Raw genomic sequence first — 22,612 nt, forward strand, 5'->3', positions numbered from 1 at the left:
CCGTGAATCGAACGGTTTCGGCCGCGTCGCCTGGCCTAAGGTGTCCGAAGTTCACCGAAGGAGACGGACCCTTATGCCAGGCGGCGCCGCTGTCACCCGCAACACACTTCGCCAGCAGATCGCGGACGCGCTGCGAGACGAGGTGCTGGCGGGACGCCTGCCCCCGGGCACCGAGTTCACGGTCAAACAGATCGCCGAGCAGTACGGGGTTTCAGCGACCCCGGTCCGCGAGGCGCTGGTCGACCTGTCCGCCCAGGGGCTGCTGGAGTCGGTGCAGCACCGGGGCTTCCGCGTGCGCGTCTACACCCTGGACGACTTCCGGGGGATGATCGAGGCCCGTACGCTCATAGTCGACGGGATCTTCCGGCGGCTCGTGGAGCGCGGCACAGCGCCCGGCTCGGGCGAAATGCTGGTGTCGGTGCGCCGTCGGGCCGAGGAGGCGTGTCGGGCCGCACAGAGCGGCTCGCTCGAAGTGCTGATCGGCTACGACCTGCGCTTCTGGAGGGAGCTGAGCGGGCTGGTCGGCAACACGTACATCTCGGAGTTCCTGCACCGCATCCGCGTGCAGTGCTGGGCCTTCGCCGTGCCGCACCTGAAGGCGGCACCGGACCTGCACGCCGGGCTGTGGGCGGGCCACGACGAGCTGGTCGACGCGGTGGCGCGGGTGGACGCCCACGAGGTGCGCCGCCTCGTGCACGCCTACAACCAGCACAGCCTGGACTGGGCCGCGACCCTGAAGCCGGTCGCCTCATGACCGGCCCGAGCGTGAACCAGAACCCGGGCACGGGCACCGGTACGGGCACCGGTACGGGCGTCGGCGTCGCCGCGGCGGCGCAGCGCGCGGCAGCCGGGCCGGTCGGCCTGTCCGTCGTCATCCCCGCCCGCACCGACGGCCACCGCATCGGTGCGGCCGTCACCGCCGTACGCGAGTACCTCGACGCCCGTTCCGGCAGCGACCCCGGCGATTGGGAGCTCGTCGTCGTCGATGACGGCTCCGCGGACGACACCGCGGCCGCCGCCCGGGCCGCGGCCGACGGTGACCCGCGGATCCGGCTGCTCCGCCTGGAGGGGCCCGGGCCCCGCGGCAGGGGCGCGGCCCTGCGCACCGGGGTGGCGGCCACCACCGGGCGGCGGGTGCTGCTGACCGACGCCGGCCTCGGCACCCCGCTCGACGAGCTGGGCCGGCTCGAACCGCTTCTGGCCGCCGCCGCCCTAGAACCAGTCGCCGCCCCAGAGTCCGACGCCGCCGCCCCAGAGTCCGACTCCCTCGCCGCCGAAGCCCCCGCCGCCGTCCTCGGTCGGACCGGGAGCCGCCTCGTGCGGGCCCTCGGCGTGCCCGGGATCCCCGGGTTCCGCCCCGACACCTGTGGCTTCGCCCTCTTCGACGGGGACCGGGCGCGGGCCGTCTTCGCCGCCTCGACCCTCGACGGCCCGGCCGTCGACGCCGAGGTCACCCGGCTGCTGCGGCGCCGCGCCGGAGCCGGTGCGGTCGTCGAGGTCCCGGTGCGCCGCCGCCGCGCCCCGCGGGGCGACGGACAGCCGCGGGCCCGCCGCAGCGCCGCCGATCTCAGCCGGGCGTTCGGGGACCTGCTGCGCCTGAACGCCGGCGGCCTCACCGTCGCCGCCGTCTTCCTGGCCCTCTCCTTCTACGTCTTCCACGGCCTGTGGGCCGACCTCGACGGCCGCTACCTCAAGGACGCGCTCCAGGACCAGAACCAGTGGGAGTGGTTCGTCGGCGTCGCCACCGACAACATCACCCACCTGCGCAATCCGCTCTTCACCACCGCCCAGGGCATGCCCGACGGCGTGAACCTGATGGCGAACGCGACGATGCTCGGCCTGACCGTGCCGCTCATACCGGTCACGCTGCTGTTCGGCGAGACCGTCACGTTCGCCCTGGTCCTGACCCTGGGCATGGCCGCCAGCGCCTGGACCTGGTACTGGCTGATCCGCCGCCGCTTCACGCCGAACCGCTGGGCGGCGGCCGTCGGCGGGGCGCTCGCGGCGTTCGCGCCGCCGATGGTCTCGCACGCCAACGGCCACCCGAACTTCGTCGTGCTCTTCATGCTCCCGCTGATCGTCGACCGGGCGCTGCGCCTCGTCGAGGGGCGGAACGTGGTCCGCGACGGGGTGCTGCTCGGGCTGTTCGCCGCGTACCAGATCTTCGTGGGCGAGGAGCCGCTGCTCATCGCCGCCCTCGGCATGCTGGTCTTCTGCCTCGCCTACCTGGCCGTGGACCGCCGCCGCGCCCTGACCGCCGCGCGCCCGCTCCTGAGGGGCCTGGGGATCGCGCTGGCCGTGTGCCTGCCGCTGCTGGCCTTCCCGCTGTACTGGCAGTTCCTCGGCCCGCAGAGCTACCACTCCGTCCTGCACGGGGACAACGCGGGCAACAGCCCGCTCGCCCTCATCGAGTACGCCGCACGCTCCCTGTTCGGCGACGCCGAGACAGCGGGCCGCCTCTCGATGAACACCACCGAGCAGAACGCCTTCTACGGCTGGCCGCTGCTGGCCCTCGGCACGGCCGTCTGCGTGTGGATGTGGCGGCGCCCCGCCGTCCGCGCGCTCGCCATCACCGGAGCCGTGGCGCTGCTGCTGTCCCTCGGGCCGCGGGTACCCGTACCGCGCACCGACCTCGTGCTCCCCGGGCCCTGGGCGCTGCTCGCGAAGATGCCGCTGTTCGAGTCGGTCATCGAAGGCCGGGTGGCGATGGTGTGCGCGCCCGTCCTGGGCATCCTGCTCGCCCTCGCGCTCGACCGGATCGCGCAGGTGCCCGGCCGCGAGCTGCGCGCTGCGGGCCTGCTGGCGGTGGCGGCGGCGCTGATCCCGGTCCTGCCGCTGCCGCTGGCGGTACGGGACCGTGCGCCGGTGCCCGCGTTCGTCACCTCGGGCGCCTGGAAGAGCTACGTCCACCCGGGCGAGGCGCTCGTTCCGGTACCGCTGCCCGACCCGGGCCAGGCCGACGCCCTGCACTGGCAGGTCGAGGCGGACTTCGGGTTCCGGCTCGCCGGGGGCTACTTCAACGGCCCGTGGGGGCCGGAGCGGACGGGCATCTACGGGGCGCCCCCGCGCCACCTGTCGAACCTGCTGCGGGACGTCCGCTACGGGGCCGCGCCGCCCGAGGTGACGCCCCAGTGGCGGGAACAGGCCCGGCAGGACCTGGAGCACTGGAAGGCGGGCGCGCTGGTGCTGCCGTTCCAGGACCGGTCGGACGAGCTGAAGGGCCTGATCAGCGAGCTGCTGGAGCAGCAGCCGGAGCAGGTGCAGGACGTGTGGGTGTGGCGGGTCGGAACCCGGCCGGATTCGGTCCCGGGCGGGGTGCGGCCGCAGCCGTAGCCGCCGTCGCGGGAAGCGGCGCATGACCGGCGCATGACCGGCGCGAAACCGGCGCAGAACCGACGCAGAACCCGGCCCCCGCCGGACCGGGTTCTGCGCAAGCCTTCGCGGAGGGTGTCCGGCGCATTACGCTGGCGGCATCGACGGCAACGACTGATCGGAGCCCGAGTGGCCTGTGACCTGTGGCTGGTCCCCCTTGTCGACGTGCTGTGCCACAGCCCCGACAACCCCTTCGCGGAAGAGATCGCCTCGTACGACAGGGCGCTGGGCGAGGCCGGACTGCCGTCCGTGCCGGTGTTCGCCTACATGCCGGGCCTCAGCGGGGACGTCGCCCCCGTCGCCGGTTTCGACTACGACGCCCTGCACTTCCTGCGGCGGGCGTACCTGCTGCAGGTCTGCGGGCTGCCGGTGACCCCGGTGGACGGGCTGGGCGGGGATTACGAGCATCTGCTGGAGATGTTCGAGGCCACGGCCCAGCAGTCGCACCTGGTGTGGCACTACGACCACGCGGGGGCGTACGTCCCGGTGGACTTCGCGGCGCCGTTGGCGAACGAGGAGCTGTTGGCCGCGGGCGGGCCGCTGGGATCGGCGCAGGGGCTGCTGCGGGAGTTGGCGGTGGTGGCTCCGGCGATCGGGATCGATCCGGCGAACCCGCCGGTGGCGCCGGCCCCGCCCGGACGGCCGACCGCGCTGGAGGAGCCGGCGGGTCCGGTTCCGTACGATGACAGCCCCTTCGCCCGGGAACGGCACGTGTGGCTGGGCCTGCACGCGGCAGCGACCCGCAGTCTCGGGCAGGGCTCGATGATCATCTTCAGCTGATGGGAGCCACGGGCCGGCTGGCCGGGCCGCGGCCGGCCGGGGCCCTCTGCGGGGCCCTCACCGGGGCTGCTCCGGCGGCCGCTGCCGCGGCATGTTGGGCCGGGTCCCCGGCATCAGCGGGAACCGCGTGTGCGGGATCCCGGCCTCGGGACGCGGGGCGGGGGAGCCCAGCGACTGCAGCACCAGCGGCGCGGGCCCCGAGCCGAACTCCAGCATCCACTCGGCGGTCTCGGAGCGTACGAGCTCGGTCACGTCCTCCGAGAACCGCCGCAGCACCGTCAGGCAGCGCTCCGCGGCCTCGCTCGCGGTGCCCTCGGTGGGGCCCAGGACCTCCCGTACGTTCTCCGAGGCCCAGTCGAACTGGAGGGTCTGGAGCCGGCGCTGCACCGCCTGGGCCGTGGCGACGTCCCGCATCCAGCCCGAGGTCAGGCCGAAGAACCGGTCGCAGGCCACACAGGCCGCGGCGAGCAGCAGCGAGAGACAGCCGTACGTGGTGGCGCCGGGGGCGGCCCCGGTCAGCTCCAGCAGCGGCATCGCGGCGCCCACGACCGCCCCCGCGGCAGCCCCCACCCGGAGGATCCGGGCACCCCGACGCTTCCACGCGCGGTCGGACATGTACCACTCCGCCGTACGCAGCGCATCCGCCTCGACCCGCCGGTAGAGCTCGTCCAGCCGCTCGGCGGGCTCCCCCCAGTCCCCGAGGGGGAACGGTCCGCCGGTCAGATCGCCCGCCGCCATGGGCCCGCCGCCCTCCTCCCGAGATCCCGGGGAGTCCCGGGGTTCCAGGGGATCCCGGGGTGGCCCCTCGGGCTGCATCTCCGGCTGGCTCACCCGGCACTCCCTCTGCCTGCGCTGACGTGTGGTGGTGCGCGTGTGCGCAATGATGCGCATGCTCTTCCTACCTTCGAATGACGGCCGATGGGCGGAGAACCCCCGGATTTCCGCCCGCAAGAAGGTCCTCATCAGCGATGCGCACGCCGGGCCACTCACTCGAAAGAGTTGGTCCTCACGGCGTAGGGCGCTGCGCGCGGCGAGCACGTAGGCTCGGATTGACCAAGCGTTCCGACGGTACGGAGTGAGTGACCCGTGTTTCCCGGTGGCGGACAGCCCAACATGCAGCAGCTGCTCCAGCAGGCCCAGAAGATGCAGCAGGACCTGGCTGCGGCCCAGGAGGAACTGGCGCGCGCCGAGGTCGAGGGCCAGGCGGGCGGCGGCCTCGTCAAGGCCACCGTCACCGGCTCCGGTGAGCTGCGCGCACTCGTGATCGACCCGAAGGCCGTGGACCCGGAGGACACCGAGACCCTGGCCGACCTGGTCGTCGCGGCCGTCCAGGCGGCCAACGAGAACGCCCAGGCGCTCCAGCAGCAGAAGCTGGGGCCCCTCGCCCAGGGACTGGGCGGCGGCAGCGGCATCCCCGGCCTGCCGTTCTAGGCCCGACCCCACGGCCCGGGCCCCCGCGGCCCCCGCCCCCCACCCCTCCCCAGCAGCAGAGAAAGAAGGCAGTCCGTTGTACGAAGGCGTGGTCCAGGACCTGATCGACGAGCTGGGCAGGCTGCCCGGCGTCGGGCCCAAGAGCGCGCAGCGGATCGCCTTCCACATCCTGCAGGCGGAGCCGACCGACGTGCGGCGCCTCGCGCACGCGCTCCTGGAGGTCAAGGAGAAGGTCCGCTTCTGCTCCGTCTGCGGGAACGTCGCGCAGCAGGAGCAGTGCACCATCTGCCGCGACCCGCGCCGCGACACCGCGGTGATCTGTGTGGTGGAGGAGCCGAAGGACGTGGTCGCGATCGAGCGGACCCGCGAATTCCGGGGCAAGTACCACGTCCTGGGCGGCGCGATCAGCCCGATCGAGGGCGTCGGCCCGGACGACCTGCGCATCCGCGAGCTGCTGGCGCGGCTCGCGGACGGCGAGGTGACCGAGTTGATCCTGGCCACCGACCCGAACCTGGAGGGCGAGGCCACGGCCACGTACCTCGCGCGCATGATCAAGCCCATGGGCCTGAAGGTCACCCGCCTGGCCAGCGGGCTCCCCGTCGGGGGAGACCTGGAGTACGCGGACGAGGTCACGCTCGGGCGGGCCTTTGAAGGAAGGCGACTTCTCGATGTCTGACGCAACGCTGCACGCCCTGGCCCAGGACCCGGACGACTTCGCCGTCCAGATCGCGGACCAGATCGAGTCGTTCATCGTCGCGGTCACCGAGGTGGCCAAGGGCGAGGACCCGGACAGCGCGGTGCCCTTCCTCCTGCTGGAGTTCTCCCAGCTGCTGCTGGCGGGCGGCCGGCTCGGCGCGTACCAGGACGTCCTGCCGGACGAGCGCTACGAGCCCGACCTGGGCCCGGAGCCGGACGTGGACGAGCTGCGCGAGCGGTTCGCGTACCTGCTCGACCCGATCGACGTGTACTCCGAGGTCTTCGACCCGTACGAGCCGCGGAAGGCGCCGGTCGCCCACCGGATCTCCGACGACATCGCCGACGTGGTGGCCGATCTGCGGCACGGCCTGGCGCACTACCGGGCGGGCCGGACGGCCGAGGCCCTGTGGTGGTGGCAGTTCTCGTACTTCTCCAACTGGGGCTCGACGGCCTCCGCGACGCTGCGCGCCCTGCAGTCGCTCGTCGCGCACGTACGCCTGGACCAGCCGCTGGAGGCCCTCGACGGGCTGGACACGGACGAGGACCTGACCGAGGACGACCTCGCCGAACAGGCGGGCCGCGTAATGGCCGAGGAGATCGGCACCCGGCTCGGCGTGCACGGGAGCTAACGGGAACCAGCGGAAATAAGCTCGAACCTGCGGGAACCAATGGAAACCGGCGGGAACCGACGGGAACGAGCGGGCGTGCACGGGGTCGGGCGGGCGGTGGCGGGAACCCGACCCCTGGTCCTTCCGTCTCATGATGTGGCTCGAAGCGGCCGGGTTGCGGCTGCTCGTTAGACTGCACCCGCAATGAGACGCAACTGACCGAGGAGCGCACGTGGGCCTTGTCGTGCAGAAGTACGGAGGCTCCTCCGTAGCCGATGCCGAAGGCATCAAGCGCGTCGCCAAGCGGATCGTGGATGCCAAGAAGAACGGCCACCAGGTGGTCGTCGTGGTCTCCGCGATGGGCGACACGACGGACGAGCTGATCGATCTCGCCGAGCAGGTGTCGCCGATGCCTGCCGGACGCGAGTTCGACATGCTGCTGACCGCCGGAGAGCGGATCTCCATGGCCCTGCTGGCCATGGCGATCAAAAACCTGGGCCACGAGGCCCAGTCGTTCACCGGCAGCCAGGCAGGCGTCATCACCGACTCGGTCCACAACAAAGCGCGCATCATCGATGTCACGCCGGGCCGTATCCGCACCGCGCTGAACGAGGGCAACATCGCCATCGTCGCCGGCTTCCAGGGCGTGTCCGCCGACAGCAAGGACATCACCACGCTGGGCCGCGGCGGCTCGGACACGACCGCCGTCGCGCTCGCCGCGGCGCTGGACGCCGAGGTCTGTGAGATCTACACCGACGTCGACGGCGTCTTCACCGCCGACCCGCGCGTGGTGAAGAAGGCCCGGAAGATCGACTGGATCTCCTCCGAGGACATGCTGGAGCTCGCCGCCTCCGGTTCCAAGGTGCTGCTGCACCGCTGCGTGGAGTACGCGCGCCGTTACAACATCCCGATCCACGTCCGCTCGTCCTTCTCCGGACTGCCGGGTACCTGGGTCAGCAACGAGAAGCCCGAGTCGCAAGGGGACGAGCAGGTGGAGCACGCCATCATCTCCGGAGTCGCCCACGACGTCTCCGAAGCCAAGATCACCGTCGTCGGCGTTCCGGACAAGCCGGGCGAGGCCGCGGCCATCTTCCGCGCCATCGCGGACGCCGAGATCAACATCGACATGATCGTGCAGAACGTGTCCGCCGCGGCCACCGGCCTGACGGACATCTCCTTCACCCTCCCCAAGACCGAGGGCCACAAGGCCATCGACGCCCTGGAGAAGGCGAAGGCGCAGATCGGCTTCGACTCCCTGCGCTACGACGACCAGATCGGCAAGATCTCCCTGGTCGGCGCGGGCATGAAGACGCACCCGGGCGTCACCGCCTCCTTCTTCCAGGCGCTGTCCGACGCGGGCGTCAACATCGAGCTGATCTCCACCTCCGAGATCCGCATCTCGGTGGTCACCCGCCAGGACGACGTCAACGCCGCGGTCGTCGCCGTCCACACGGCCTTCGGCCTCGACTCCGACAGCGACGAGGCCGTCGTCTACGGAGGCACCGGACGATGACTGCAGCCCGGTCCTCCGGCCCGGCGCTCGCCGTGGTCGGGGCGACCGGGGCGGTCGGAACGGTCCTGCTTCAGATCCTGTCCCGGCGGGCGGACGTCTGGGGCGACATACGCCTGATCGCCTCCGCGCGCTCGGCCGGCCGCATGCTGGCCGTCCGCGCGGAGGAGGTCGAGGTGCTCGCCCTCACCGAGGACGCCTTCGAGGGCCTCGGCCACGGCGACGTCGTGGTCTTCCTGACCCCGGCCGAGGTCTCGGCCCGCTGGGCGCCCGTCGCCACCGCGCGCGGTGCCGTCGTCGTCGACCGGTCCGCGGCCTTCCGCGAGGACCCCGACGTGCCCCTCGTGGTGCCCGAGGTCAACGCCGCGGCCGTACGGCACCGGCCGCGCGGTATCGTCGCCAGCCCGGACTGCGTCACCGCCGCGATGACCGCCGCCCTGGGCGCGCTGCACGCCGAGTACGGACTCGCCGACCTGACCGTGTCCTCGTACCAGGCCGCGAGCGCCGCCGGGCGGGCCGGCGCCGAGGCGCTGCGCCGGCAGCTGTCGACGGTCGCCGGGACCGCGCTGGGCGAGATGACCGGGGACGTGCGGCGCGCGGTCGGCGAGGACACCGGCCCGTTCGCCGCTCCGCTCGCGCTGAACGTCGTCCCGTGGTCCGGGGAGCTGGGCGAGGGCGGCTGGTCCACCCACGAGCTGGCCGTACGGGCCCAGACCCGCCGGGTCCTCGGGGTGGACGCCCTCCCGGTGGCGGTGACCTGCGTCCAGGTGCCCGTGCTGACCGGGCATTCGTTGAGCGTACGGGCCCGGTTCGCCGCCCCGGTGGACGCCGGGCGGGCCCGCGAGGTCCTCCAGGCCGCGCCCGGCGTGGTCGTCGTGGACGAACCGGCGGCGGGAGAGTTCCCGACCCCCGTGGACGCGGCGGGAACGGATCCGGCCTGGGTGGGACGGCTGCGGTCCTCCCTCGACGACCCGCGCTCGCTGGAGTTCTTCGTGTGCGCCGACAACCTCCAGGGCGGCGCCGCCCTGAACGCCGCGCGCATTGCGGAACTGATCGCTGATGAATTCGCGTAATGCACTTTGTAGGATCAGGTGCTGATCCCTTGATCAAGGTGATGGCCTGACTGCCGCTGGACGGACGGGGGCGATCGGGAAGAACGAGTACGCATGAGGGCAATGAGGATGGTGCTGGCCGGTCCGCCTCGCGCGTACAACCCTGGTGGGGGGACGCGTGTCCAACTGGCGTGGCAGAGGCACTACTCGTACACGGCAGCGCACCGGTGCGCAGCACGATCGCTGCACCGCCGCGCCGGCGCGCCCGGACGACCGGCGGGCTCCCGGTGACCGTCCCGGTCCCGCCGACCGTGCCGCCCGGCCCCGTCCTGCCCGCCCTGCCGGCGCGGGGCAGCCGCGTACCCGTGCCCCGCGGTAGCGCGGGACCCGCCGACCCCGACGCGAACGACACGGACGACGCGACGGAAGGGACCGGCGGGACCGGCGCCGAGACCGCTGCCACCGCGCCGCCCGAGGTCGTGGCCGGCACCACGGTCGACCACCTCACCGAGACCTACCAGGCCCACTACCGCTCGCTGCTGGGCCTGGCAGCGCTGCTCCTCGACGACACCGCCTCCTGCGAGGACGTCGTCCAGGAGGCGTTCATCCGCGTCCACTCGGCCCGCAGCCGGGTCCGGGACCGCGACAAGACGCTGGCGTACCTGCGGCAGACCGTGGTCAACCTCTCCCGCTCGACCCTGCGCCGCCGCATCCTCGGCCTGAAGCTCCTGTCGAAGCCGATGCCGGACATGGCCAGCGCCGAGGAGGGCGCGTACGACCAGCTGGAACGGGACGACCTCATCAAGGCGATGCGCGGACTCCAGCGGCGCCAGCGCGAGGTGCTGGTGCTGCGGTACTTCGCGGACATGACCGAGGCCCAGGTCGCCGAGACCCTCGGCGTCTCGCTCGGCTCGGTGAAGGCGTACGGATCGCGGGGCATTGCCGCGCTGCGGGTGGCGATGGAGGCTCAACAGTCATGATGGACGACCACACGCGCCCGGACGGGGCCGGCGAGGAGCAGGAGCTGCGGACCCTGCTGCACGCCGCCGTCGCCGGCCTGGAGCCCTCCACGGGCTCCCTGGACCGCCTGCGGTCCGCCGTCCCCGCCCGCCGGGCCCGCAAGCGGCGGGCCCTCGTCGGCGCCGCCGCGGCCGCCGTGCTGGCCGGCACCGTCCTGCCCACCGCCCTGCACATGGGCATCACGGGCGGCGACGGCAGCGTCAGTGACCACTCGGCGATGGCCGGACACGGCGAGGACGCCGGCACCTCGCAGGGCGCCGGCGGCCACGGCCACGACCACGCGGGCAAGGGCCACGCAGCCAAGCAGCCCAAGGACGCCGACGCGGGTCCCGGTCACCACGGCGGCACCGCCGCCGACTCGGACCCCACGGCCGACGGCTCCCCGTCCGGCGGCAGCACGGCCGACCCCTCCGCGGGCGGCGGCACCGGCGGCGTGACCGGGCCTTCCGGCGGCCCGATGCCCCCGGTGGCGTCCCCCGCCGCGCCCGGATGCAGCGCGGACCAGCTCGGAGTGCAGGCCAGTGCGAAGGCCCCGGAGGCCGACGGGAAGGTGTACGGCAGCTTCAAGGTCACCAACGTCTCGGCCCGCGGGTGCAGCGTCGCCGGCCCGGACACGGTGACCGCGGCCTCCGTGAGCGCCTCCGCGCCCGGTGGGACCCCGGCCGTCACCGTCGTCGGCCACACCGCGGGCGATGCGGCGCCGGGGCTGCCCGATCCGTCGGCGGAGGCGCCGTCGCTGGTGCTCCAGCCGTACGCGGCGTACGAGGTCCGCTTCGCCTGGGTGCCCTCCGGGATGTCCTGCCCGGCGGCCACCCCCACCCCGGCGTCCCAGCCGTCGTCGGGCACCGCGCCGCAGGAGCAGCAGGCGGCGGACGGCACGGCCGCGGCCGACCCGGTGGCGCAGCCCGCCAGCCCCGCGGACACCACCGGCGTGGCGGTGTCCCACACCCCCGCCACGGCGGTCCCGGGCGCGCCGGCGCCGACCACCCGGACGACGATCCCGGCGGCCTGCGGGGGCACGGTCTACCGGACGGGCGTCATTCCGCTGGACGCGGCGCAGAGGCCCTGACGGGCTCCTCCGGGGCCGACGCGGGTGCCGGGGCCGACGCGGGTGCCGGGGCCGACGCGGGTGCCGGGGCCGCGTCCTCGTCCACGGTCGAACCCGAGACTGCGGACGCGGCTCCCCCGGCAGCGGCGCCGACCGCGGGCAGCAGCCCCGCCTCGGCGTCGCGCAGGGTCTCCACCTCTCGGCGGTACAACCGGAACCACATGAACAGCACGAACGCGGCGAAGACGAACCACTCGCCGGTGTAGCCCAGGTTCTGGAAGGCCTTCAGGTCCAGCCCGGTGTTGGTCGGCGCCTTCGCGGGCACCGGCGTCATCCCGTCCGCCGGGGTCTGCACCGTGAGCCAGGCGTCGTACAGCTCGTACGGCACCAGGTTGACCAGCGAGGCCGCCCCGATCACGCCGAGCTGCCCGGCCGGCAGCCCGCCCTGGGAGTGCACGCCCTTGCTGGTGGAGGTCTCCGAGGGCTGCAGGGCCCCCGTCACCTCGACCCGCCCGGCCGGCGCGGCCGGCACCCGGCCGGGATCCGCCGTGCCCGGCAGCCAACCCCGTACGACCGGAACGGTCTTGCCGGAGTCGGTCTTCAGCAGCGTCAGGACGTAGAAGCCGACCTTCCCGTCGAGCCGCCGCTCCGGGACCAGCAGCTGGTCGGCGTACTGCCCGGCGACGGTGGCGAGACGACCGGAGGTCCTCTTGTCCACCGGAAGCAGCGAGTCCAGCGGCGCGGCGGCCTCATCGGCGGGGCGCGCTTCGGCCGCCTGCCGGTGGGTGTCGACGCGGTCCTCGAACCGGCCGAGCTGCCAGGACCCCATGAACAGGCAGACGGGAACGCCGAGCGCGACGAAGACGTTGATCCCCCACCAGCGCGGGGTCAGGAGAAACCGGTGCACCCCACCACCGTACGGGGGGTGCACCGCGATCACGGTGGCGGGGGTTGGCCCGCCACCGCCCGCAAGCCCCGGCTGCTCCGCCGCGGAACTCCGCCGCGGAACCACCGCCGAACCCGCCGGGGGAACCCCAGGATCAGCGGGGCAGGTGCTTCAGCGCGAAGTCGATCTCCATCCTGACCTGCTTGATCCGCTCCTCCACGACGAGCGAGCCGTGCCCGGCGTCGTAGCGGTACACCTCGTGCACCGCGCCCCGCGCCGCCAACCGGTCGACGTAGTTGTCGATCTGCCGGATCGGGCAGCGCGGATCGTTCACGCCCGCCGCGATGTGCACCGGGGCCCGCACCGCGTCCACGTACGTCAGCGGGGAGGACGCCACGAACCGCTCCGGGACCTCCTCCGGCGTGCCGCCGAACAGGGTGCGGTCCAGGGCCTTCAGCGCCTCCATCTCGTCGTGGTACGCCGTGACGTAGTCGGCCACCGGTACGGCGGCCAGCCCCACCGCCCAGGCCTCCGGCTGCATGCCGAGGCCCAACAGCGTCAGGTACCCGCCCCACGAGCCGCCCGAGAGCACCAGCCGGGCCGGGTCGGCCAGGCCCGAGGCCACCGCCCACTCCCGGACCGCGGTGATGTCCTCCAGCTCGATCAGCCCGACCCGGTGCTTGAGGGCGTCGGTCCACTCGCGGCCGTACCCCGTCGAGCCGCGGTAGTTGACCCGGACCACCGCGAAGCCGTGGTCCAGCCAGGCCGCCGGGGCGGCCGCGAAGGCGTCGCAGTCGTGCCAGGCCGGACCGCCGTGCACCTCGAACACGGTGGGGAAGGGGCCCTCGCCGTGGCCGACGGGCCGCTGCGCGAGCGCGTGGATCCGCCCGCCCGGGCCCTCCACCCACACGTCCTCCACCGGGACCGAGCCGGGCGACCGGAAGCCCGGCGGCTCCAGCACCACCCCGCCCGCCGTCGAGCGGATCGCCGCGGGCTCGGCCGCCGACGACCACTGGTACTCGACCGTCCCGTCGGGCCGCGCCGTCGCACCCGAGACCGTGCCGGGCGGGGTGTCCACCCGGGTCAGCTCCTGCGCGGCCAGGTCGTAGCGCCACAGCTCGCTGCGCGCCTCGAAGCCGTGCTCGACGAGCAGGGCCGAGCCGTCCGGGTACCACTCGGCGCTCACGTCGCCCGGCAGGTCCAGCAGCAGCTCCTGCTCGGCGCCGGTGGCCACGTCCCACACCATCGGCTCCCAGCGGCCGCGACGCTGGTGGCCGACGAGCAGCCGCGTGTCACCGGCGACCGGGGCGAAGCCGAGGACCTCCAGGCCCAGTTCGAGGGTGCCGCCCCGGGAGTCGTCCAGCTCCGCGACCGTGCTGCCGTCGAGGGTGACCACGCGCAGGGACGAGTGCATGGCGTCGCCGTGCTCGGTGTGCTCGATCGCGATCAGCGTCCCGTCCCGGGACAGGTCACCGACCCCCGCCGACTCGCGGTGCCGGTAGACCTCCACCGGCTGCGCACCGCCGGGCCGCACCACGTGGACGGTGGAGCCCTCCTCGTCGGTGGACCGGCCCACGACCGCCGTACCGTCCCGGCCGATGGCGAGACCGGCCGGGTACGAGGGCTTCAGGCCTGGGGCGGCCGGCTCGTCGGGGCCGCCCGCGAAGGGCTGACGGACCCAGGTGCCGAACTCGTCGCCGTCGGTGTCGGAGAACCACCAGATCCACTCCCCGTCGGGGGAGAGGGTCCCGTCGGTGGTGCCGTTGGGCCGGTCGGTGGCCTGCCGTTGGCTGCCGGTGGCGCGGTCCCAGGCGTACAGCTCGTAGGTCCCCGTCGCGTTGGAGACGAACAGCGAGCGGTGCGGGGCGTCCTCGGCCCAGTCGGGCAGTCCGACGCGCGGTGCGCGGAACCGCTTCTCCCAGTCGGGCATGCCCATGGCCGTGTTGTCAGTCATACCCCTATGTAACCCGATCGGACGCGCCGGCCCGCCGGTCGCCGCTGCGGATGCCGCCCGCCCGGAACGGTAGGACAGTGGAGGTCATACGTCCCGCGATGCCGGAGGAGGAGTGGTCATGACCAAGAAGGCGCGTGCCGGTACGGCACAGGCCGCGGAGCGCGAGCACGAGCGGGCGAAGAACACCGCTGCCGAGGCCCGCGCCAAGTCCGCGGCCCGCGATGCGCAGACCCTTTCGGCGAAGAGGAGGGGCATGCAGCAGAAGGCCCAGGCCAAGCGCGGCTGACCGCCGCCGGTCGTCGCCCGCCGCCGGTTGCCCGCCGCCCGCCGCGCCGCGCCGCCCGATCCGTCGCGCCTGCCCGGCTGACCCGTCGCGCCTGCCCGGCCGATTCGCCCCGGCCGATCCGCCGCGCCGGGCCCCGTAAGCCCGGCGCGGGCCTACGCTGACCCCATGCGGATGCGGATGACCGTCCGGGGTGCCCGGCTGCTGCACGCCGACCGCCCCGGCGTGCTGCGCCCCGGCCTGTACGAGGTCCAGGTCGGCCCCGACGGCAGGATCGCCCGGATCCTCCCGGACGACGGCCGCGCCGATCGGTCGCAGCCGCCGGCCGCCGACGTGCTCGTCGAAGCGGACGGCGGCCTGCTCACCGCCCCCTTCGTCGAACCGCACATCCACCTGGACACCGCCCTGACGGCCGGGGACCCGCGCCCCAACACCTCCGGCACCCTTTGGGAGGGCATCGCCTGCTGGAGCGCCCGCAAACGCACCCTGACCCGCGAGGACGTCGTCGCCCGGGCCACCGAGGTGCTGCGCTGGCAGGCCGCCCAGGGCGTGCTGCACGTGCGGACCCACTGCGACGTCACCGACCCTGCGCTCACCGCGCTGGACGCGCTGCTGGAGGTCCGCGACCGGGTCCGGGAGTTCATGACCCTCCAGATCACCGCCTTCCCCCAGGAGGGCGTCCTGTCCTTCCCCCGCGGCGAGGAGCTGTTGCGCGAGGCCGTGGCCCGCGGCGCGGACGTCGTCGGGGCGATCCCGCACTTCGAGGACACCCGCGAGGACGGGGTCGCGTCCCTGGGCATCGCCTTCGCCGTCGCCGAGGAACACGGCCTGCGCGTCGACGCCCACTGCGACGAGATCGACGACGAGCAGTCCCGGTTCGTGGAGGTGCTGGCCGCGCTCGCCCTGCGCTCGGGCCTGCGGGAGCGCGCAACGGCCTCGCACACCACGGCGATGGGCTCCTACGGCGGCGCGTACAGCCTCAAACTCCAGCGGCTGCTCACCCGTTCCGGGATCAACCTGGTCGCCAACCCGTTCGCCAACCTCAACCTCCAGGGCCGGTTCGACGCCTACCCCAAGCGGCGCGGCCTCACCCAGGTCAAGGAGATGCTCGCCGCCGGCGTCAACGTCGCCTTCGGCCACGACGACGTGATGGACCCGTGGAACGCACTGGGCACCGCCAACCCCCTCCAGACCGCCCTCGTCGGCCTCTACGCCGCCCAGCTGACCGGCGCGGAGGAGATCCCGGAGGCGTACGCGATGGTGACGGACCGCGCCGCGCGCGTCCTGGGGCTGACCGCCTCCGAGTACGGCATCGCCGAGGGTGCGGCCGGATCCTTCGTCGTCCTGCCGGCGCCCACCCCGCAGGAGGCGGTCCGCCGCCAGGTCCGGCCCCGGTACGTCGTGGCGCACGGGAGGACCGTCGCCGAGACGCCGCCGGCGCCGACCCTGCTGTCCTGGCCGGGCGAGGCCCCGGCCGAGGTCGACTTCGGCCGTCCCTACAGTGAACCCCCATGAGCACATGGATACGTGACACCGTGTCGGGCCGCGCCGCCCTGGAGATCGCGTCGGAGTACGCCGACACCGCCCTGCTGAACCACTCCGTCCGCTCGTACGCCTTCGGCGCCGAGTACGCGGCCGTGCACGGGCTCGACTACGACGAGGACCTCTTCTACGTCAGCGCGCTGATCCACGACCTGGGCCTCACCGCGCCGTTCGACAGCCACACCCTCCCCTTCGAGGAGGCGGGCGGCCATGTCGTCCGCGTCCTGACGGCCGGCCTGGGCTGGTCGCCCCGGCGCCGCGCCCGCGCCGAGGAGGTGATCGTCCGGCACATGCGCGACGACGTCACCGCCGAGGAGGACGTCGAGAGCCACCTCCTCCAGGTCGGCACCAGCGCCGACGTCTCCGGACTGCGCGTCGCCGAGTTCGCCCCGGGGTTCACGAGGGCGCTGCTCGCCGCGCACCCCCGGGAGGGCTTCGGCGCGTCCTTCCTCTCCCTGGTCGAGGGCCAGGCCGCGCGCAAGCCCGACTGCGCGGCCGCGGCCTGGGTCGCGGGCGGGGCCGCCGCGCGCATCGCGGCCAACCCGCTCGACCGCACGTAGCGGCAGCACGGGGCGACCGGGTCACCGGCGGCCGCGCGGCGGGGCGGCGCGGGCCCGGCCCGCCGGTAGCCTCTCGCCCATGTCGTGGGACGAGGACGGAACGCCGCATCCCCTCGCGCTGCGCCGCAGCGGCCGCAGCGAGCAGGAGCCGGACCGGCTGCCGGAGGTCCGGGAGTTGGAGTCGCTCGGCTGGGAGCCCGCGCCCGGGGGAGCGGCCTGGGTGTTCCTGCCGTACGTCTGGCCCGCGCACGCCCGCACCTGGATCCCCGACCGGTCCACCCACTGGGCGGTGGACACCGTCCTCGACGGGCAGGGGCACGTCACCGACGTGCACGCCGTCCCGCTGGTGGACCGGGACCTCCACGTCCTCGACCAGGAGACCGACGAGGCCGTCGCCGCCCTCGGCCTGCCGCCCCGGCCACCCGGCCGGCTGTGGCTGCTGCGCCCGGTCGGCCCGTACGCCACCGTCGGGGAGGTGCTGGAGCACCTCGGGTCCCTGGCAGGCGGACGCGGGGTGGAGGTCTCCGCCTCGGCGGCCTTCATGGAGCTGGTCCGGGCCGCCCTGGCGGCCCTGGCGGCGCAGGAGTAGCCCCCGGGCAGCAAGGGGGCGGCAGGGCGCAGGCGCAGGGTGCAGCAGCAGGGCGCAGGGGCAGGGCGCGCGGGGGCAAGGTGCGCTGGGCGGGCTCAGCAGCACAGGACGGGGACCTGCTGGACCAGGTTGTTGCCGAAGCCGCCCCGGTTCCAGGGCTGCTCCAGCGGCTGGACGCGGCCGGTGGCGTCCCGGGCCCGGGCGCTGAGGGCGTGCCGGCCGGGAACCGCCTGCCACTCGGCGCGCCAGCCCTGCCAGGCGTACGGGTGCGGGCCGGGCGGTTCGATAACGGCGTCGGCCCAGCTGCGCCCGCCGTCGGCGCTCCACTCGACCCGCGTGACCGGCCCGAATCCGGACCAGGCGCGCCCTGCGAGCGGCACGGGACCGGGGCGGACGACCCGGGTGCGGGACATGAAGTCGGGGAAGCCCGGCGGGGCGAGCAGCGCGCGCGGCGCGATCCGGGTGACCGGCTCGCCCAGCTCGTCGGGCTCCTGCCGGAAGCGGTACGCGACGGCCTGCTGGAACCCGGTGAACGGGGTGCCGACCAGGGTGACGGAGCGCAGCCACTTCACGTGGGCCATCCCGTACCAGCCGGGGACGACCAGCCTCAGCGGGTACCCGTGCTGCGGGGGCAGCGGCCGGCCGTTCATGGTGTGGGCGAGCAGGACGCCCGGGTCCTCGCCGGTGGCCGGGCCCAGCGGCAGGCTGCGCTGGTGGTCCTGCTCGGTGCCCCGCTCGACGCCGTGGTCGGCGCCGGTGAACACGGCCTCGACCGCGTCCGGCCGTACGCCCGCCTCCGCGAGCACGGTGCGCAGCGGGACGCCCGTCCAGTCGGCGGTGCCCACCGCCTCCACCAGCCAGGGCTGGCTGACGGGCCGGGGGCTGAGCCGGGCGCGGCCGTTGCCCGCGCACTCCATGGTGACCCGGCGGGTGACGGAGGGCAGGGCGCGCAGGGCGGCCAGGTCCAGGTCCAGCGGGGTGTCGACCAGGCCGCCGACGGCGAGGCGCCAGGTGGCCGGGTCCGCGGCGGGGATGTCGTAGTGGACCAGGACGTAGTGCAGCCCGGGCGGCGTGACCTCGTAGCGCAGGGCCTCCAGCGGCAGCCCGTGGTTGCGGGTGGCGAGCGCCAGTTCGTCCCCGCCGATGCCCTCGCCGGGGGCGGCGACGCGGCCGGGGGTGCTGACCTCGCCCAGCGACGGCAGCTCCATGCCCCCATCGTCGCCCCCACGGCGCCTCGCCGCCCGCGGAACCGCGGCGGGACGCCCCGGCGGGCGGCGCCCCGGCGGGCGGCGCGGCCCGCGTCCACGAGGGCCTTGAGCACTAGGCTCGCGGCCATGCGCGTACGCCTTCACCAGATCGTCGTTGACTGCCGTGAGCCGGGGAAGCTGGTGCGGTTCTGGGCACGGCTGCTGGAGGTCGAGCCGGTCGACCGGGCCCGCGGCTGGTCGCACCTGGAGCTGCCCGGCGTGGCGCGGCTGGCGTTCCAACCGGTGCCCGAGGACAAGGCGGTGAAGAACCGGCTGCACCTCGACCTCGCGGTGGACGACGTCGTGGCCGCCGCGGCCCGGGCCGCGGAGCTGGGCGCCACCCCCGTCGGCGACCCGGTCACCGACGACCAGGGCTCGTTCCAGGCGATGCACGACCCGGAGGGCAACGAGTTCTGCTTCGTCACCGGCTCTCCGTCCGGCGGGGAGGGCTACCCCAGCGCCCGGTAGTGCGTGACGAGCCGTCGGTCGTCGCCGAGGACGTGGAACGCCAGCGCCGGCGCCAGTTCGACGTCCACCACGGGCCGGCCCTCCAGGGGCAGCGCAACGGTGGAGACCACCCCGGGCGCCACGAGCAGGGGAAGCCCCGCGAAGGTGGTGGCCGCGGCGGCGTGCGCGTGACCGCACAGCAGGGCGACGACGTGCGGGTGGCGGACCAGCACGGCGGCGAGGCGCTCCTCGCCGAACTGCCGGACCCGGTCCACGTGCGGGGTGTGCAGGTCGACCGGCGGGTGGTGGAAGCACACGAACACCGGCAGGGTGCCGTCCTCGGCGGTCAGCGCCTCGTCGAGCCACCGCAGGGTGATGTCGCTGAGCAGGCCCTCGTCGCTGCCCGGGACCGTCGAGTCGCACAGCACGAACACGGCCCCGGACGTGCGGACGACCCGGTTCACGTCGCCGTCCTCCGGCTTGCCGTCGAGCAGTCCGGTACGGAACGGGCCGCGCCGGTCGTGGTTGCCGGGCAGGACCATGACCGGCCAGGGCAGGTCGAGCAGCTCGCGCGCCTGCTCGTACTCCTCGTCCGTGCCGTGGTCGGCGATGTCGCCGGAGACCAGCACGGCGTCCACCGGGCCGGGGAGCTCCCGCAGGTAGCCCATCACCTTCTGGGCGCGCTCGGTGGCGCGCTCCCCGAGGTCCAGGTGCAGGTCGCTGACGTGGGCGATGACGACGGTCAAGTCCCGTCCTTCCGCTCGTCGTTCGCCGCCGGGGCCCGGAGCGGGACCGGACCTCGGCGCTGGTGCGCCCGACGTTACAACCGGCGGCGGCCCGCTCGTCGAGCACGGCGAGCCCAGGGGCGTTGCGGGAGGCGTCGGGCCTAGAGCAGATCGCCGGGGACGGCGGCGTACGCGTCCCGCAACGCGTCGATCACCGCATGGAAGCCGGTTCCGCCTCCGGCTCCGGCGCCGCCTCCGCCTCGGGATCCGGGCAGCTCGACGGTGTCCACGGCACGGACGGCCCGCACCCCCATCGCCGCATTGGTGGCGAACGCGGCCTCGAACCCCGCCAGGTCCGCCAGTCGCACGCCCCTGCCGTCGTACGGGTGGACCCGCTTGAGCAGCTGCATGGTCACCCCGTCGAGGCACTCGGCATCCGGCCAGACCACCCGCCCGCCGTCGACGAAGCCGATGTTCCAGGTGGCCCCCTCGGACACGGCCTGGCCGGCGTCGACGTACAGCGCGTCGTCGAACCCGCTCAGCTGCGCCCGCCGCCGGTGGTGCAGCCCGGCGAAGAGCCCGACGCTCTTGACCTCCGGCACGTCGCGCACGTACTGCGTCGACCGCACCCGCAGCGGCGGCGGTACCGCACCGCCCGCCTCCCGGACGGTCACCAGCACCTGCGGATCACGTGCGGCGAGGGGGTGCCCGAGGTCGAGCCCGGGATCGAAGACCGTCACCCGCACGGTGGCGGCCCCCCGGGCCGGGGCCATCCGCCGCGCCAGCGCCCGTACCCGCTCCCCGTCGAGCTCGGCCCCGAACAGCATCCGGCAGTCCCGCCGAAGCCGCTCCAGGTGCAGCGCGAGCCCCTTCACCCGCCCGTCCTCGACCCGCATGGTCGTGAAGTGCCCGTAGTTGACCAGCGCCAGCGCCTGCAACTCCCGAACCCCGACCGCCACCCCGTTCAACTCACCCATGCCCCCACGATGCCACCGGCCCCCCACCGCACATGCAGGAAGGGCCTGATCCTCATTGAGGATCAGGCCCTTGACCTGGTCTTACTCTGTCGGGGTGGCGGGATTTGAACCCACGACCTCTTCGTCCCGAACGAAGCGCGCTGCCAAGCTGCGCTACACCCCGATCGCCGCCGTTTTGCGGGCTCTCGCCCTGGCGACATCGATTACTTTAGCGGACCCTCGGCCGGAGACGAAATCCGGTTTTCGCGGGCGGGCCCGGGGGGCCGTCAGGCCTTCGGGGCGAGGGTCAGGAGGGTGGCCTCCGGCGGGCAGGCGAAGCGGACCGGGGTGTAGCGGTTGGTGCCGCAGCCTGCGGAAACGTGCAGGTAGGCGCGTCGGTCGCCGGTCTCGTGGGTGGAGAGGCCCTTGACCCGGCCGGTGTCCAGGTCGCAGTTGGTGACGAGGGCCCCGTAGAAGGGGATGCACAGCTGCCCGCCGTGCGTGTGCCCCGCCAGGATCAGCGGGTAGCCGTCGGCCGTGAAGGACTCCAGGGTGCGCAGGTACGGGGCGTGCACCACGGCGATCGAGAAGTCGGCGTCGACTTCCGGGCCGCCGGCGACCCGCTCGTAGCGGTCGCGCTTGATGTGCGGGTCGTCGAGTCCGGTGAAGGCCAGCTCCAGGCCGTCCAGCTTCAGCCGGGCCCGCGTGTTGGTGAGGTTCAACCAGCCCGCGGCGTCGAAGGCGTCCCGCATGCCCTCCCAGGGGTTGTGCACGGCGCCGACGACCGGCTTGTTGCCGTTCAGCCCGTGGCGGCCCTGGACCTTCTCGATCAGGTACCGGCCGGGGTTGCGCAGCCGGGGCCCGTAGTAGTCGTTCGAGCCGAACACGTACACGCCCGGGAACGACATCAGCGGGCCGAGCGCGTCGAGCAGCTCCGGCACGCCCTCCGTGTCGGAGAGGTTGTCGCCGGTGTTCACGACGAAGTCCGGGCGCAGGCCGGCGAGGGACTGGAGCCAGGCGCGCTTCTTGCGCTGCCCGCTGACCATGTGGATGTCCGACACCTGGAGTACGCGCAGGGGGCGCATCCCGGCGGGCAGAACCGGAATAGTGATCCGGCGCAAGCGGAAGGACCGCGCCTCGAATCCGGCGGCATAGGCCACTCCAGCGGCCCCCACCGCCGCGATTCCGGCGGTGACCTTCAGGGGTACTCCGTAACGCGCACGCATGGGGCCATCGTCTCAGACACGGAAAACCGGAAGGCGCCGCCGCCCCCGTACCTGGCAGACTCATGGGCATGACCACGCTCAAGGCCAAGCTGCAGGAAGACCTCACCACCGCGATCAAGGAGCGCAACGAGCTCCACTCCTCCACGCTGCGACTGACCCTCGCCGCGATCACCAAGGAGGAGGTCGCGGGCAAGGAGGCGCGCGTCCTCACCGACGACGAGGTCCTCAAGGTGATCGCGAAGGAGGCGAAGAAGCGCCGCGAGGCCGCGGAGGCGTTCGCCCAGGGCGGTCGCGCCGAGCAGGCCGAGCGGGAGACGGCGGAGGGCGAGTTCCTCGACACCTACCTGCCGAAGCAGCTGACCGACGACGAGCTCAGCACGATCGTGGAGCAGGCCGTCGCGGAGGCGCGGGCCGAGGGTGCCGAGGGGCCGCGGGCCATGGGTGCCGTCATGAAGATCGTGAAGCCGAAGGTGGCCGGGCTCGCGGACGGCGGCCGGGTCGCCGCCGCCGTGAAGAAGCACCTCCAGTAGCAGCAGGACCGTAGCCAGCCAGGACAGCAGCAAGCGGTGGGGCCCGGTTCCCAAAGGCACCGGGCCCCACCGCATCTCGGTGGTCCCGGACCGGAGTGTTCCCCCTACAGCGTGGCGCGGGCGCCGGTCACGCCGGGGTACAGGGTGCTC

The 22,612-nt window shown here is 73.8% G+C and carries 23 protein-coding genes and 1 tRNA gene; 16 read left to right on the forward strand and 8 right to left on the reverse strand.

Annotation, left to right across the window (positions count from 1 at the left end):
• Positions 1-73 precede the first annotated feature (73 nt).
• The 3 genes from ACFV7Q_RS25870 to ACFV7Q_RS25880 all read left to right on the forward strand — a co-directional run bounded on the left by ACFV7Q_RS25870 (position 74) and on the right by ACFV7Q_RS25880 (position 4,152).
• A complete protein-coding gene (locus tag ACFV7Q_RS25870; protein WP_385431735.1) occupies positions 74-754 on the forward strand; it encodes a GntR family transcriptional regulator in 681 nt (226 codons plus the stop codon).
• A complete protein-coding gene (locus ACFV7Q_RS25875) occupies positions 751-3,333 on the forward strand; it encodes a glycosyltransferase (protein WP_385431736.1) in 2,583 nt (860 codons plus the stop codon). The genes ACFV7Q_RS25870 and ACFV7Q_RS25875 overlap by 4 nt, the downstream gene beginning before the upstream one ends.
• Positions 3,334-3,501: 168 nt before the next feature.
• Entirely contained in the window at positions 3,502-4,152 is a 651-nt protein-coding gene (locus ACFV7Q_RS25880; protein ID WP_385431738.1) for a hypothetical protein, read from the forward strand.
• A gap of 57 nt (positions 4,153-4,209) precedes the next feature.
• Here ACFV7Q_RS25880 and ACFV7Q_RS25885 read toward each other — a convergent pair whose 3' ends face one another.
• Positions 4,210-4,983 (reverse strand): SLATT domain-containing protein, encoded by a 774-nt coding sequence (locus ACFV7Q_RS25885; RefSeq protein ID WP_385431740.1) that lies wholly within the window; start codon positions 4,981-4,983, stop codon positions 4,210-4,212.
• Between the two features lie 255 nt (positions 4,984-5,238).
• Here ACFV7Q_RS25885 and ACFV7Q_RS25890 point away from each other — a divergent pair, with 255 nt between their 5' ends.
• From ACFV7Q_RS25890 to ACFV7Q_RS25920, 7 genes are all read left to right on the forward strand, one after another.
• Positions 5,239-5,583: a YbaB/EbfC family nucleoid-associated protein gene (locus ACFV7Q_RS25890; protein ID WP_385431741.1), complete on the forward strand. Its 345-nt coding sequence runs from the start codon at positions 5,239-5,241 to the stop codon at positions 5,581-5,583.
• A gap of 76 nt (positions 5,584-5,659) precedes the next feature.
• Positions 5,660-6,259 carry a recombination mediator RecR gene (recR, locus tag ACFV7Q_RS25895; RefSeq protein WP_385431743.1) on the forward strand — a complete coding sequence of 200 codons (600 nt, stop codon included), beginning with the start codon at positions 5,660-5,662 and terminating at the stop codon, positions 6,257-6,259.
• Positions 6,252-6,908, forward strand: a complete 657-nt coding sequence (locus ACFV7Q_RS25900) for a DUF5063 domain-containing protein (RefSeq protein ID WP_385431745.1) — start codon at positions 6,252-6,254, stop codon at positions 6,906-6,908. Before recR ends, ACFV7Q_RS25900 begins: the two co-directional genes overlap by 8 nt.
• A 211-nt stretch (positions 6,909-7,119) precedes the next feature.
• Positions 7,120-8,400 (forward strand): aspartate kinase, encoded by a 1,281-nt coding sequence (locus tag ACFV7Q_RS25905; RefSeq protein ID WP_360632353.1) that lies wholly within the window; start codon positions 7,120-7,122, stop codon positions 8,398-8,400.
• A complete protein-coding gene (locus ACFV7Q_RS25910; protein WP_385431746.1) occupies positions 8,397-9,470 on the forward strand; it encodes an aspartate-semialdehyde dehydrogenase in 1,074 nt (357 codons plus the stop codon). The genes ACFV7Q_RS25905 and ACFV7Q_RS25910 overlap by 4 nt, the downstream gene beginning before the upstream one ends.
• Positions 9,471-9,640: 170 nt before the next feature.
• A complete protein-coding gene (locus ACFV7Q_RS25915; protein ID WP_385431748.1) occupies positions 9,641-10,429 on the forward strand; it encodes a SigE family RNA polymerase sigma factor in 789 nt (262 codons plus the stop codon).
• Positions 10,426-11,538: a hypothetical protein gene (locus ACFV7Q_RS25920; RefSeq protein WP_385431750.1), complete on the forward strand. Its 1,113-nt coding sequence runs from the start codon at positions 10,426-10,428 to the stop codon at positions 11,536-11,538. Before ACFV7Q_RS25915 ends, ACFV7Q_RS25920 begins: the two co-directional genes overlap by 4 nt.
• Here the strand turns inward: ACFV7Q_RS25920 and ACFV7Q_RS25925 are convergent.
• Both ACFV7Q_RS25925 and ACFV7Q_RS25930 read right to left on the reverse strand, forming a co-directional pair.
• Positions 11,507-12,424, reverse strand: a complete 918-nt coding sequence (locus ACFV7Q_RS25925; protein WP_385431752.1) for an SURF1 family protein — start codon at positions 12,422-12,424, stop codon at positions 11,507-11,509. The genes ACFV7Q_RS25920 and ACFV7Q_RS25925 overlap by 32 nt on opposite strands.
• A gap of 133 nt (positions 12,425-12,557) precedes the next feature.
• On the reverse strand, positions 12,558-14,357 hold the full coding sequence (locus ACFV7Q_RS25930; RefSeq protein ID WP_385431754.1) for a prolyl oligopeptidase family serine peptidase: 1,800 nt from the start codon (positions 14,355-14,357) through the stop codon (positions 12,558-12,560).
• Between the two features lie 118 nt (positions 14,358-14,475).
• Between ACFV7Q_RS25930 and ACFV7Q_RS25935 the strand changes: the two genes are divergently transcribed.
• From ACFV7Q_RS25935 to ACFV7Q_RS25950, 4 genes are all read left to right on the forward strand, one after another.
• On the forward strand, positions 14,476-14,643 hold the full coding sequence (locus tag ACFV7Q_RS25935; RefSeq protein WP_385431755.1) for a hypothetical protein: 168 nt from the start codon (positions 14,476-14,478) through the stop codon (positions 14,641-14,643).
• A 165-nt stretch (positions 14,644-14,808) separates the two neighbouring features.
• A complete protein-coding gene (gene codA, locus ACFV7Q_RS25940) occupies positions 14,809-16,155 on the forward strand; it encodes a cytosine deaminase (RefSeq protein WP_385431756.1) in 1,347 nt (448 codons plus the stop codon).
• On the forward strand, positions 16,152-16,742 hold the full coding sequence (locus tag ACFV7Q_RS25945; RefSeq protein ID WP_385431758.1) for an HD domain-containing protein: 591 nt from the start codon (positions 16,152-16,154) through the stop codon (positions 16,740-16,742). Before codA ends, ACFV7Q_RS25945 begins: the two co-directional genes overlap by 4 nt.
• Positions 16,743-16,821: 79 nt before the next feature.
• Entirely contained in the window at positions 16,822-17,331 is a 510-nt protein-coding gene (locus tag ACFV7Q_RS25950; RefSeq protein WP_385431759.1) for a DUF5956 family protein, read from the forward strand.
• A 95-nt stretch (positions 17,332-17,426) separates the two neighbouring features.
• Here the strand turns inward: ACFV7Q_RS25950 and ACFV7Q_RS25955 are convergent, their stop codons facing one another.
• Positions 17,427-18,539, reverse strand: a complete 1,113-nt coding sequence (locus ACFV7Q_RS25955; protein WP_385431760.1) for a sulfite oxidase — start codon at positions 18,537-18,539, stop codon at positions 17,427-17,429.
• 126 nt (positions 18,540-18,665) lie between these two features.
• Between ACFV7Q_RS25955 and ACFV7Q_RS25960 the strand changes: the two genes are divergently transcribed.
• The gene (locus ACFV7Q_RS25960; protein ID WP_385431761.1) at positions 18,666-19,046 is read left to right on the forward strand and encodes a VOC family protein; all 381 of its coding nucleotides are present in this window, start codon (positions 18,666-18,668) and stop codon (positions 19,044-19,046) included.
• Here ACFV7Q_RS25960 and ACFV7Q_RS25965 read toward each other — a convergent pair.
• From ACFV7Q_RS25965 to ACFV7Q_RS25980, 4 genes are all read right to left on the reverse strand, one after another.
• Positions 19,028-19,771 carry a metallophosphoesterase gene (locus ACFV7Q_RS25965; protein WP_385431763.1) on the reverse strand — a complete coding sequence of 248 codons (744 nt, stop codon included), beginning with the start codon at positions 19,769-19,771 and terminating at the stop codon, positions 19,028-19,030. The genes ACFV7Q_RS25960 and ACFV7Q_RS25965 overlap by 19 nt on opposite strands.
• Before the next feature lie 140 nt (positions 19,772-19,911).
• Entirely contained in the window at positions 19,912-20,727 is an 816-nt protein-coding gene (locus tag ACFV7Q_RS25970) for an aminotransferase class IV family protein (protein WP_385431765.1), read from the reverse strand.
• Positions 20,728-20,816: 89 nt separating this feature from the next.
• Positions 20,817-20,890, reverse strand: a tRNA-Pro gene (locus tag ACFV7Q_RS25975).
• 103 nt (positions 20,891-20,993) lie between these two features.
• The gene (locus ACFV7Q_RS25980) at positions 20,994-21,932 is read right to left on the reverse strand and encodes a metallophosphoesterase (protein ID WP_385431767.1); all 939 of its coding nucleotides are present in this window, start codon (positions 21,930-21,932) and stop codon (positions 20,994-20,996) included.
• A 68-nt stretch (positions 21,933-22,000) separates the two neighbouring features.
• Between ACFV7Q_RS25980 and ACFV7Q_RS25985 the strand changes: the two genes are divergently transcribed.
• A complete protein-coding gene (locus tag ACFV7Q_RS25985) occupies positions 22,001-22,462 on the forward strand; it encodes a GatB/YqeY domain-containing protein (protein WP_385431768.1) in 462 nt (153 codons plus the stop codon).
• Positions 22,463-22,612 lie beyond the last annotated feature (150 nt).

It is taken from the genome of Streptomyces sp. NPDC059851 (assembly GCF_042732005.1).
Lineage (GTDB): Bacteria > Actinomycetota > Actinomycetes > Streptomycetales > Streptomycetaceae > Streptomyces.